Origin of the sequence: Spirosoma aerolatum (assembly GCF_002056795.1) — a bacterium.
GTDB lineage: Bacteria > Bacteroidota > Bacteroidia > Cytophagales > Spirosomataceae > Spirosoma > Spirosoma aerolatum.
In genome coordinates this window covers 2,191,322-2,203,755 of the sequence record NZ_CP020104.1, presented here as the reverse complement: position 1 = coordinate 2,203,755, position 12,434 = coordinate 2,191,322, and the positions used below count along the sequence as shown (strand labels likewise).

The window sequence follows — 12,434 nt, the reverse complement described above, 5'->3', positions numbered from 1 at the left end:
CAAAGATTTTCAGACTATTTCGGGCCTGGTTAGTATAAATCCACATGAGTTATAGTTGCCTCTCTACATCGTCTCCTACTCTTTCCCGGCGGGATTTTGCCGCAGGTCTGCTTGCTGCCGGTATTCTGAGTCACCCAGCCGTTGAAGCGGCCGACGCGCTACTCAGCCCAACAGCCAAACCTTCCGACAAACTGGTTATCTACCAGATCTTTACGCGGCTGTTTGGCAATCAGAAAACGACGAACAAACCCTGGGGTAGCCGGGATGAAAACGGGGTGGGGAAGTTCAATGACATTACCGCCAACGCCTTGCAAAATCTGAAAACGTTTGGCATTTCGCACGTTTGGTATACGGGTGTCCTTGAGCACGCGGTCATGACCGACTACTCGGCCAATGGCATTCAGCGCGATAATCCACTCGTGGTAAAAGGCAGGGCAGGGTCACCGTATGCCATTAAAGACTATTACGATGTCAATCCCGATCTGGCGGTCAATGTCAATAACCGGATGGCTGAGTTCGAAGCGCTGCTCAAACGCTCGCATGCCGCTGGCCTGAAGGTGATTATCGATTTCGTACCGAACCATGTGGCTCGCCAGTACCATTCGGATGCGAAACCAGCTGGGGTTCAGGATTTAGGGCAGGGCGATGATAGCACCAAAGCCTTTTCGCCCAACAACAATTTTTACTACCTGCCTGGTGAATCGTTTCAGGTTCCAGATGGTGTTTCCATTCCCGATGGCCTGTCGATTGGCCCTTACGTCGAAAATCCGGCCAAAGCGACAGGCAACGATGCTTTCAAGGCCAAACCGGGAATTGACGACTGGTACGAAACCGTGAAGCTCAACTATGGGATCGATTATGCCAATAACCGCCAGACCCACTTCGACCCTATCCCGTCAACCTGGGTCAAGATGCGCGACATTCTGCTATTCTGGGCTAAGAAAGGCGTCGATGGATTTCGGTGCGATATGGCCGAGATGGTTCCGGTTGAGTTCTGGGGCTGGGCCATTCCGCAAGTGAAGGTCAATCGACCCGGCCTGATCTTCATTGCTGAAATCTATAACCCCAAACAGTATAAAGCCTATATTCAGCAGGGCAAATTCGATTATCTCTACGACAAAGTGGGCCTGTACGACGCACTTCGCCGTTTGATGGAAGGTAAAGGCACCACAGAAGACATTACGAAGGTCTGGCAGAACGAGTCGGGCGATATTTCAGAACACATGCTGCGTTTTCTGGAAAATCACGATGAACAACGTATTGCCTCCCGATTCTTTGCGGGCGATCCCTGGGTTGCCGTACCTGCCATGACCCTTTCCGCTACCCTACATACCGGCCCCACTATGCTCTATTTTGGACAGGAGGTGGGTGTAAATCCAACAAAGGCAGAAGGGTTTCAGGGCGACGATGGGCGAACTACGATTTTCGACTACTGGGGCATACCAGAATATCAGGCCTGGGTCAACAAAGGAGCCTTCGATGGGGGGCAATTAACGCCCAATCAACGAAAGCTCCGTCAATTTTATCAGCAACTGATCCAGCTTGTCAACAACAGCGATGCTATCCGAACGGGCAGTTTCTATGACCTACAGGCCAGCAATACGAATGGGCAATCTTCGGGTTATGATGGAGATCGTCTCTACAGCTATCTTCGCTATTCAGGGAGACAGAAACTATTGATTATCTGCAACTTCGACAAGCAGAAACCCGTCAGCACAACGGTACTGATTCCCACTGAAGCCTGGAAAGCCATGAACCTGCCGGGCTCGCAAACACATGTATTTCAGGATATTTTCCGAACAAAAACCCGGGTTATCGCCCGCAATAGCGTTCCGGTTACACTACCCCCGCTAGGTGTATTGGTATTGGAAATTAAGTAGTGTGCTGAATGAACGGCAATGGGCGCTAAAGTTGCTAATCAGTACGACCCCATCGAGGTCGTACTTTGTTTTGTTAAAGCACTTTCGGGCGATTGCGGGCTTTGCGACAAACTTTGCGTTCTTTGCGTTTAAACGATTTCCAGCAAACTGAAATGAAAAAACTACTCCTCTTCCTACTCGCCACTACATATGCTTTTGCGCAACCAGGAACCAATCGTTCCGTAGCACATGTGACTACCTATCAGCCCCCTACCTTCACCGATGGTGATCGGCTAAAAAAACTGGAAGCCGCCTTTCCTATTGTTGAAAAGCTATTCAAAGACGCGGCCGAAAAGCGGCACTTTCCAGGGCTTGCCTTTGGCATTGTACTGGATGGTAAGTTGGTATACGCTGGTGGATTGGGCTATACCGATGTAGCGAAGAAAACACCAGCTACGCCTAAATCCTTGTTCCGTATTGCTTCGATGACTAAAAGTCTGACGGGCATGGCCATTCTAAAACTACGGGACGAAGGCAAACTCCGGCTCGACGATCCTGCCGAACTCTACATTCCCGAACTGAAATCGCATAAATACCTCACAGCCGATGCCCCAAAAATTACTGTTCGCAACTTACTGACCCACTCGGCTGGTTTTCCCGAAGATAACCCCTGGGGCGACCGCCAACTGGCCGATTCGGATGCCGATTTGCTCAAACTCATCAAAGACGGTATTTCCAACGCCAACGTTCCGAGTTTTGCCTATGAATATAGCAATCTGGGTTTTGCCATGCTGGGCCATATTATCACGGTCGTCTCAGGCAAACCCTATCAGCAATACATTACCGATACCATTCTGAAGCCATTGGGTATGAACGACACCCAATGGGAGTACACCCGCGTGCCAGCCGACAAACTCGCGTTAGGTTATCGCTGGCAGGATGACAAATGGCTCGAAGAACCGCTCCTTCACGACGGCTCTTACGGAGCGATGGGCGGCCTGATTACTTCCATCGACGATTTCAGCAAATACGTAGCCTTACATGAATCGGCCTGGCCACCCAAAAATGATGCCGATACAGGGCCGATTAAACGGAGTTCGATCCGCGAAATGCAACAGCCCTGGACGTTTTCGGGCTTATTTACCCAGGCTCGAAATGCAGCCGGTCAGGTATGCCCTACCGCCAGTGGTTATGGCTACGGCCTCGGCTGGAGCAAGAACTGCACAGGTCAGGTTGGCGTAGGGCACAGCGGTGGATTACCCGGTTTTGGCAGTCAATGGCGCATCCTGCCCGACTATGGCATTGGGGTCATTTCCTATGCTAATCTAACCTATGCCGGTATGGGTTCCGTCAACACCGCCGTGCTCGATACGCTGGTAGCCATTGGTAAGCTACAACCTCGGCAACTTCCGGTTTCGCCTATTCTGGCACAACGCAAAGCCGAACTTGTCAAGTTATTGCCTGACTGGGTCGGGGCTGAACAAAGTGGTATTTTTGCCGAAAACTTCTTCCCCGATAAGTCGGTTGCCATTCGCCGAAAAGTGGTGCAGGATTTATATGCAAAGGCCGGAAAAATTCAGCGCGTAGGTGAGTTAATTCCCGAAAACCAGCTACGCGGTCATTTCCTGCTCGAAGGCGAAAAAGCCAATATCGACGTATTCTTCACACTAACACCCGAGAACCCAGCCCTTATTCAGCAACTCGATTTTCGGGAAATGCCTAAATAAAGCCATTCATTGTCATGAGCGATGCATCATTCGATTGTCCTGTACAAGTCAAACAGGCAACCGAATGCTGCATCGCCAATGACACAAATGACAATCCAATGACGTCAATAACGCCCGCCACCGAACAGGACATTCCCTCTTTAAACCTACTTGTAAATGGTGCCTATCGGGGCGAAAGCTCGAAAAAAGGCTGGACGACCGAAGCTAACTTACTGAGTGGCATTCGCACGGATGAGGAAGGCTTGAAAACCATGCTCCAGAACCCGAATGCCACCATTTTAACGTACAGAGAAAACGCTCAATTACTAGGTTGTGTCTATCTGGAAACAAAAGGCGATGAGCTTTATCTGGGAATGCTGACGGTTTCGCCCGAAGCCCAGACCAATGGCATCGGAAAAAAATTACTGACCGCTGCTGAGCAAACAGCTCGTGACCGACAGTGCCAGGCTATTACAATGACCGTCATTACCGTTCGGTATGAATTAATTGCCTGGTACGAACGACGAGGCTACCAATCAACCGGCGAAACCAAACCCTTCCCAAATGATCCGAGCTTCGGTTTGCCTAAACAGCCGTTAGAATTTACAGTTATGAAAAAAGAGATCGTTTAAAAAGGATTTTACCGAGCACTCGGTCATTGCCCGATTAAGCGTCTTACAGTATGAAAACCAAATCGTTTTTATGGTTTCATCAAAGTAAGCGTTTGCAGAACCGGTAGGTAAAAAGCAATTATGGATGCATTTTGACCAAAATACCGTTTTGCGTTTGCCGATTTAACTCCATAATTTCACCACGTTAATTAGAAACCACGATCTCATATAGCTTATGTCAGCTTCCAAACGCGTCCTGATTGCCGAAGATAGCTCCGTTATCCAGAATCTGGCCCGCAAAATTCTTGAGTTCCAGAACTACGACATTACCGCCGTTAAAAACGGGGAACAGGTACTGCAAATTCTGGAAAAAGAAGATTTTAGCATCCTTCTGCTCGACATCAACATGCCGCTGATGGATGGGATGGAGTGCGTTCGGCGCGTTCGGGCTTTATCCGATCAGACCAAAGCCAACGTGCCTATCGTGGCCATCACCGGCAACGCCAAAAATTATACAGAAGAAGAATTCAAAACAGCCGGTTTCAACGACGTACTCGTAAAACCTCTCAACTTCGATCGCCTGGTTGAAGTTGTTAATCAACTGACGGATAAATAATGACTGAATGATTGAGTGATTGAATGATTGAATAGCTGACGCCTGCCTTTCTCAACCATTCAATCATTCAATCATTCAACCATTTAATCATTATGCTTATCACCCTGCTGGGTACCGGAACCTCATCGGGGGTGCCGCTTATTGGCTGCCAGTGCGATGTGTGCCGTTCTGTTGATTTTCGGGATAAACGACTCCGTACCTCCGTGCATATTGCGGTGAACGGGCGTAGCTTCGTTATCGACACCGGCCCCGACTTCCGCCAGCAAGTACTGCGGCTCAATCTCCAGCAGCTCGATGCGGTCCTGTTCACCCATGAGCACAAAGACCATACGGCCGGGCTCGATGAAATTCGCGCCTATAATTTCCGGTCGGGGCAGGATATACCCGTCTATGGCCGACCAACCGTTCTGGCGCAATTACAACGGGAATTTGCCTATATTTTTGCCGAGCATAAATATCCCGGAACACCCCATGTTCAGCTGCATGAAATCCAGAATGAGCCGTTCGATCTCTTCGACGTGCGGGTCATACCGATCGAAGTGATGCACCATAAACTACCCGTTTATGGCTTCCGCATAGGCGATTTTACATACCTAACTGACCTGAATTACATTTCCGACGACGAATTGAAAAAGGTATACGGAACCCGTATCCTGGTGGTCGATGCTCTTCAGCGGCAGGCGCATATCTCTCATTTCACCCTCGATCAGGCCATAGCCCTCGCTCAGCGAGTCAATGCCGACCGAACCTATTTTGTGCATATTAGTCACAAACTCGGCATGCATAACGAAGTCGAAAAAGAGCTGCCGGCCAACATCCGGTTGGGCTACGATGGCTTACAGATCAAACTGTAAACCGAAAGACTGAAAAAGATGTTGGTTCTGAAAGCTCGTACTACAATGCTAACGTTAGTCAAGCCTACCCGTGTCTTTTCTGATGCCTTACTGGATCACTATCGCCAGCAGGGCGATCTACTAGCCGATGCTGTAATTACCTCCGTAGTCGAAACCGACGGTCTGGCAGGTTTACGGGCGCTGATGGGTTGGCTGGCCGATACTACCGACTTTTCAACGACAAGCCAACACCAGACGGTGCAGGATTTTTTCACTTCGCAAACGGGTTTACCTGACTGGGCTGACCCGGCCAAGATGAATCGAGGTATGCGTTTTTTTCAGAAACACGCTCAACAGATCGGCTTTACGCTTGGCTTTTTTTCACTGCCTTACTCCTATCTGGGAGCCAAAGGAGTTCAGGTACTCTGGCTCACCGAACGCATCAAGAATGACACCGTTCGGCGGTTACGGGAAACCGGAGAGTGGGTATTTGCGGTCAACAACGAGAAAGAATGGCTCACGGGAAAAGCTATAGCCCGAACTGTCAAAATCCGGCTGATCCATGCGGGGGCGCGGTGGTTTTCGCTACACTCTGGCCGGTGGAATATGGATTGGGGATACCCTGTCAATCAGGAAGATATGGCTGGCACCAATCTTACTTTTTCATTTATTATTTTACTCGGCTTACGAAAACTCGGCATTCCGGCCAGCGAACAGGAAGAGGAAGATTACCTGCATCATATCAACGTAGTCAGTTATCTTAACGGCGTTATGGAAGAATTGCTCCCTAAAAATTTACGGGAAGCCTTTACCCTGCATCAGGCTATTCTACGCCGACAGTTTGCCCCGTCCGAAGCAGGCAAAGGCCTGACCAGCGCCTTATTGAACGCTATGGCAGAATTCCTCCCCACTCAGGCAACTACAGCAGATGGTGTCAATCGGTTCAGTCCATACAAACAAGCCCGTTCCGAAACCATGCGGAACCTCGCAGCTGGTGAAATGCGTTTCTTCCTGGGCGACAAATACGCCAACTGGCTTGGTGTTCCACAGGTACCCATCGAAAAACGGCTGGTTGACCTGCTAAATCGCTTTTCTATTTTCCCTCTGTGAATCTCTGTTTGTTTCGGTGTATCTCAGTGTAATACCTGTTTCTCAGAGGCATGCGGAGCTATACAGAGACTCACAGAGTTATGTCTATTTTCCAACTAGAACCTATTGCAGCCCTAGCCACCGCCCCCGGAATCGGCGCCATTGCGGTGATTCGGGTGTCGGGCGAAGGGGCCATTGCCGTTACCAATCGTATTTTTCGGGGAAAAGATCTTACCCAACAGGCGAGCCATACCGCCCATTTCGGAACGATACGAAACCCCGATGGGAGTATTATTGATGAAGTACTGGTTACGATTTTCCGAACCCCTACCTCCTTTACAAAAGAAGATGTCGTCGAGATTTCGTGCCACGGCTCGGAGTTTATTATTCAGCAAATTCTGCGTCGGCTCACGCAGGAGGGTGTTCGGCTAGCCCGCCCAGGCGAGTTTACACAACGGGCTTTTTTGAATGGTCAGTTCGATCTGGTCCAGGCCGAGGCCGTTGCCGATTTGATAGCCTCCGATTCCGATGCCAGTCATCGGGCGGCCTTAACGCAGCTACGTGGAGGTTTCTCGAAGCAGTTGAAAGAACTTCGCCAGCAATTGATCGACTTTGTAGCTTTGGTTGAACTGGAACTTGATTTCGGGGAGGAAGACGTCGAGTTTGCCCACCGGGATCGGCTTCGTCAGTTGATGGTCGATATTCGACGGGTTCTTCATCCACTAATTGACTCGTTCTCGACGGGTAATGCCATCAAAAATGGTGTACCGACGGTGATTGTCGGCAAACCCAACGCCGGCAAATCAACCTTGCTGAATGCATTGCTCAATGAAGAAAAAGCCATTGTATCGGATATTCCCGGCACCACCCGCGATGTCATCGAAGACGAACTTTTTATCAATGGCATCCGCTTCCGACTGATCGACACCGCCGGATTGCGGCAGGCCACCGATCAGATCGAAGCCATTGGTATTGAGCGCACCCAACAGAAAATGCGTGATGCCGCTTTGGTGCTTTATCTGTTCGACGGCAGCCGTACAACCGTCGATGAGTTAATCCAGACCCGAGCAGAGCTACAGGCGTCCGAAAAGCCCTATTTACTAGTTGGCAACAAAGCCGACTTACTAACCAGCGCTCAACGGGGCTATATAAACCATAGCCTTGATGGGGAGCCTATCGTCTGGATTTCGGCTAAAGACCAACGGATCGATGAACTGAAATCGTCGCTCTCGACTCGCGCCCGCACCGATGCCGCTATGCAAACGGGCAGTGCTGTAGTGACCAATGCTCGCCACTACGAACACCTAACCGCCACCGACGACGCACTTGCGCGTGCCATCACGGGCCTTGATAACCAAGTAACCCCCGACTGGCTCGCCATGGACTTGCGAGTCGCTTTGCAACACCTCGGCCAACTGACCGGAGAGATTACTACAGATGACTTATTAGACTCTATTTTCAGTAAGTTCTGTATCGGAAAGTAACCGCACTTAACAACTCTATTACAATTCATTACTAAATCATACTTAAAGCCCTGAAAAAGGGCTTTTTTCATGCATTATACTATTTGTTTAGTAAGTGATAGTATTAGTTTATTGAGTAATTATTTGTACCTTTATTGTATCTGACAAGCGGGCTTTTTCAAAAGTCCATTTTTTGGCGAGATAATGGCACAAACTGACACACTAAGACATGGTATGTCATTTTGATTCACAGCATGGCACATGAGTTCTAATATCCGAATCATTCGTATCTGTCAACAATGCGGCAATGAGTTTGAAGCCCGTAAAACAACGTCTAAAACGTGTAGCGATGCTTGCGCGAAGAAGGCTTACAAAGCACGTCAGCGGGCAGGCAAAATTGAAGCAAGCGATCAGCAGACATTGCAGACAAAACTCAAGCCGATTGAGGATATAAAGGCACAAGAGTTTCTAACCGTTGACGAATCGGCCAAACTCATTCGAATCAGCCGCCGTAGCTTATACCGACTCAATGAGCGGGGCGAGTTACCTTTTGTCAAACTCAACCGGCGTACTGTCATCCGTCGCTCTGACATAGACCGACTGTTTGACAGACCAGCCGAACTATTAGAAAAAAGCCGACCTATACCAACCCCTCTCGTTGACTGCTACACCATGAAAGAAATACGGGAGAAGTACGGAATTTCTGACAAAGCCCTATACGACCTAATACTTAGGCATGAGATTCCCAAGCAATACAGCGGCATTTACGCCTATGTCCCCAAAACTCAGATTGATACGTTACTATCCCCTACCCTGCCATGATTAAGGTTAAACTTCGCAAAAAGCCGATTACGGACGGTCGAACAAGCCTATACCTGGATTACTATCCGGCTATTCCTCATCCTGATACAGGTAAACCTACCCGGCGCGAATTTCTAGGTCTGTATCTGTTTAACAGGCCCAAAACACCTGCCGATAAAGAACAGAACAGCGAAACGTTAGCGCTAGCAGAAACCTTACGAGCAAAGCGACAAATTGACGTTCAGTTAGGGGCGTATGGTTTTCTATCCAAAAAGACGCAGAATACCTGTTTCGTTGCTTACTGCGAACAATTAGCTGCTTCGAGAACCGGCAGTAATAAAGACGGTTGGGATAGTGCCTTACACTATCTACGAGACTTTACAGGCGGGTCGCTCAAGCTATCCGAACTGACGCTAAAGAAATGCCGGGACTTCCGAGCGTATATGATGCAGGCAAAGAGTCAGCGGAACGACGAACCATTGGCCGTAAACTCTACCGTCAGTTACTTCAACAAGTTCAAAGCAGCACTCAAACAAGCATATAAAGACGGGATAATCAGTACAGACCTTGATGCAAAAGTAGAGGGGATAAAGCCCGAAGAGACACGGCGCGAATATTTGACTTTAGCTGAATTACAGGCGCTAGCGGCTACTGATCTACCTACCCTACCCGTTCTCAAACAGGCGGCTCTATTTTCAGCTTTGACAGGCTTACGATACTCCGATATTGAAGCACTAACCTGGGATAAGATTCGCTACGATCCACAAAATGGCTATACTATCGCTTTCCGGCAGGAAAAGACCGAAGGGATCGAATATATGCCCGTTTCGGAGCAAGCTGTTTTGCTCTTAGGCGAACGATTGGAAGCCAATCGACCCGTGTTACCTGGACTATCTTACTCCGCCTATTGGAATAAGATTTTAAAACAGTGGGTGAAAGACGCTGGAATTACCAAGCCTATCACTTTTCACAGTTTCCGCCACACCTATGCAACGTTACAATTATCACTAGGGACCGATATTTACACTGTTTCAAAAATGATGGGGCATCGGGAGTTGAAGACAACACAGATATACGCCAAAGTTGTCGATCAGGCGAAACGTGAAGCTGCCGATAGAATAAAGATTTACATATGAACGTTGATCTTAGACTACACCAGGTCAGTATAATAACTTGAAAAACCCAACGTCGAGTCAGTGGTTAATGAATCAGGCCAGCTTATATCATTCCATTGTCTTATGCGTCCGTTTGTCCATCTACTCATTCCACTCTATTTGTCTCTATCGAATTGCTCTGGGCAAACACCCCGGTTGGCTGATGCTAATGCATTGGGATGGTTTATTTATACGGGTGATCATCAAATTGGCCTAAAATGGGCAATCCATGCCGAATATCAATGGCGTCGGGCGGGCAGGCATTTAGAAGCGCCCCAACAACACTTGGCACGGCTGGGGCTGGTTCGCACCCTAACCGATCGGCTGAAGGTATCCGGTGGATATACTTATTTTCAAAGTCATCGGTATGGTGAATATCCCGAAGTGATCGGCCGCCCAGAACCAGAGAACCGTATTTATGAAGATGTTGCACTGAAAGACCAGCTAGGTCGGTTAGAGCTTGAACAGCGGGTCCGACTGGAGCAACGTTGGTTGGGCTCACGGGACCAAACCGGAGCAGGTCCTGTGCAGACTTGGGAGTATCAACACCGTATTCGCTATCAACTTGCTATGGCCTTCCCGCTCCAGGGAGCTGCGATTGATAATGGGGAGTGGTACCTGAATGCTTTTGACGAGCTGTTTATTGGTTTTGGAAAAAACGTGGATGACAATGTCTTTAATCAAAACCGACTCTCGGGCGGGCTGGGTTACCAGTTTACAGATAACGCCAAATTGGAACTGAACTATCTCTATCAGATCCGTCAACACGCTTATCCTGATCCAGTAGCCAAGCGGTCAGTGGTCGAGTTGAATCAGGGCTTTCGGTTGACTGTCGTTTATAACCTGGATTTTACTCAGGTCCCATGACGTCGTGACTGCGAATCGGTCCAGTTACTCAGTAAGGAAATGACCAACCTGTGGTCCTGGCTCGGCTCACTTTTCACCGTCAGCCTTCCTCATGCGCCTTGGTGACAATCGTATAACAGGTTATTGCGGGTTGAGAGCCAGCCAAGTTAAGGCGTGGATTATCGAAGGTAACCTGTTACTCCTCGTCAGTCAACGATTTACCAGTAACCATGTAGTACAAATCCGACTCGGATAGTTTAGAGAAAGCCCCCGTTGCGCCCAGATGCACCGGAGCGACCTGATAGAGAGGATTGTCGATTGACTCGGTAGACAGCTTCTGGATGGCGTAGGTCCGCACCTGGTCAGCGCTGATGGTTAAATCGACCTCGAACAACAGGGGGTCTTCCGTGATAATGGTTAAGCGACTCACCCAGGCATTGGTGTTGGACATGACGGGCGTCCGCTCTCGGTAAGCCGTTAACAGGTAACGAAGGATCGGGCTTTGGTTTTCCATGGTGAGACCAATATACGCAGTAAAGTCTTGGACTGCTACCAAACAAGGGAGCAGAATCTAAACCTATTGGGTTTATAAAGAGCCTTTTTTGAGATTATACTTTTCAGGATACCAGACTGATTTTTACTATCTGTCCAACTCAATCAGTAGCCTACACATAGTTACTTCCTGATATTGTTCTTTATCCATATTTCAGTTTATTGCTAATCCTAACCAAATAGAAAGCTTAATAATTGACTACTAGTCACTTATAAGCACATTAGGATGCAGTATCGATTAGCTTTATATATCTGTAATTATAAGTACTCACCTGTCAATCTTAACCTTCACATGAAAGCTCGATTCAGAGATGGTCTAAACATCCGATATTTTGAAGAGTATGGCGTACGTTCAATTAAGTACTGTGCAGAAGTTCGCCATTCAGAATTGAATGAATACCGCCTAATAACTGCATCCGAGGAGTACCTACTGAAAAACAAAATCGATGCTTTTTTAGCTAAGCTGCGGGATAAATGGGAGAAATTTCAAATAAAAAATTCTACGATTTACACAAAAGAAAGCGGCCTTAAACAGGCAGAACTACGTACAAATCAAGCTAAGCAGGCACTACAGGACGTTGAAGAAACGTTACTTTTTACATTAGGCGTTGATGATACGGTCAGTTGGGATTCACTGAAAAACCACTCTCCTTTTCCGACTCCACATCCCAAAAATTCATTGGCCCTTCGTGTGGCAAAACTAAAGGTTCCTCCTTCACCAGAATATCTACCTATACCTCAAGAACCCGTCTTTATAAGTCCAACACTAGGCTTACTTGATAAGCTTATTAAGTCAATAGGTGATAAAAAGATAGCTAAGGCTCAGCATGAATATGAGGCTTTATATCACGCCTAGCAAGTTGAAAAAGGATCTATAGAGGAAGAAAACAAAGATCGAGAAGAA

The 12,434-nt window shown here is 48.1% G+C and carries 12 protein-coding genes; 11 read left to right on the top strand and 1 reads right to left on the bottom strand.

The window, feature by feature from the left end; all coding sequences use genetic code 11:
* The first annotated feature begins 44 nt into the window (after positions 1-44).
* The 10 genes from B5M13_RS08855 to B5M13_RS08810 all read left to right on the top strand — a co-directional run bounded on the left by B5M13_RS08855 (position 45) and on the right by B5M13_RS08810 (position 10,999).
* Positions 45-1,880 (top strand): alpha-amylase family glycosyl hydrolase, encoded by a 1,836-nt coding sequence (locus tag B5M13_RS08855; RefSeq protein ID WP_080055336.1) that lies wholly within the window; start codon positions 45-47, stop codon positions 1,878-1,880.
* Between the two features lie 152 nt (positions 1,881-2,032).
* Positions 2,033-3,586, top strand: a complete 1,554-nt coding sequence (locus B5M13_RS08850; RefSeq protein WP_080055335.1) for a serine hydrolase domain-containing protein — start codon at positions 2,033-2,035, stop codon at positions 3,584-3,586.
* Positions 3,587-3,684: 98 nt separating this feature from the next.
* Positions 3,685-4,197, top strand: a complete 513-nt coding sequence (locus B5M13_RS08845; protein WP_080059850.1) for a GNAT family N-acetyltransferase — start codon at positions 3,685-3,687, stop codon at positions 4,195-4,197.
* Between the two features lie 214 nt (positions 4,198-4,411).
* Positions 4,412-4,792, top strand: a complete 381-nt coding sequence (locus B5M13_RS08840) for a response regulator (RefSeq protein ID WP_020599715.1) — start codon at positions 4,412-4,414, stop codon at positions 4,790-4,792.
* 92 nt (positions 4,793-4,884) lie between these two features.
* A complete protein-coding gene (locus tag B5M13_RS08835) occupies positions 4,885-5,646 on the top strand; it encodes an MBL fold metallo-hydrolase (RefSeq protein ID WP_080055334.1) in 762 nt (253 codons plus the stop codon).
* 45 nt (positions 5,647-5,691) lie between these two features.
* Positions 5,692-6,735 (top strand): oxygenase MpaB family protein, encoded by a 1,044-nt coding sequence (locus B5M13_RS08830; RefSeq protein ID WP_170061103.1) that lies wholly within the window; start codon positions 5,692-5,694, stop codon positions 6,733-6,735.
* A gap of 80 nt (positions 6,736-6,815) precedes the next feature.
* Positions 6,816-8,198: a tRNA uridine-5-carboxymethylaminomethyl(34) synthesis GTPase MnmE gene (gene mnmE / locus B5M13_RS08825; protein WP_080055332.1), complete on the top strand. Its 1,383-nt coding sequence runs from the start codon at positions 6,816-6,818 to the stop codon at positions 8,196-8,198.
* A gap of 240 nt (positions 8,199-8,438) precedes the next feature.
* Positions 8,439-8,999 carry a helix-turn-helix domain-containing protein gene (locus B5M13_RS08820; protein WP_080055331.1) on the top strand — a complete coding sequence of 187 codons (561 nt, stop codon included), beginning with the start codon at positions 8,439-8,441 and terminating at the stop codon, positions 8,997-8,999.
* Positions 8,996-10,114, top strand: a complete 1,119-nt coding sequence (locus tag B5M13_RS08815; protein WP_080055330.1) for a site-specific integrase — start codon at positions 8,996-8,998, stop codon at positions 10,112-10,114. Before B5M13_RS08820 ends, B5M13_RS08815 begins: the two co-directional genes overlap by 4 nt.
* A gap of 102 nt (positions 10,115-10,216) precedes the next feature.
* The gene (locus B5M13_RS08810; RefSeq protein WP_080055329.1) at positions 10,217-10,999 is read left to right on the top strand and encodes a DUF2490 domain-containing protein; all 783 of its coding nucleotides are present in this window, start codon (positions 10,217-10,219) and stop codon (positions 10,997-10,999) included.
* A gap of 175 nt (positions 11,000-11,174) precedes the next feature.
* Here B5M13_RS08810 and B5M13_RS08805 read toward each other — a convergent pair whose 3' ends face one another.
* Positions 11,175-11,492 carry a hypothetical protein gene (locus B5M13_RS08805; RefSeq protein WP_080055328.1) on the bottom strand — a complete coding sequence of 106 codons (318 nt, stop codon included), beginning with the start codon at positions 11,490-11,492 and terminating at the stop codon, positions 11,175-11,177.
* Positions 11,493-11,822: 330 nt separating this feature from the next.
* On the opposite strand from B5M13_RS08805, the gene B5M13_RS33865 reads away from it, so the two are divergent.
* The gene (locus tag B5M13_RS33865) at positions 11,823-12,386 is read left to right on the top strand and encodes a hypothetical protein (protein WP_218919486.1); all 564 of its coding nucleotides are present in this window, start codon (positions 11,823-11,825) and stop codon (positions 12,384-12,386) included.
* The last annotated feature ends 48 nt before the right edge of the window (positions 12,387-12,434 follow it).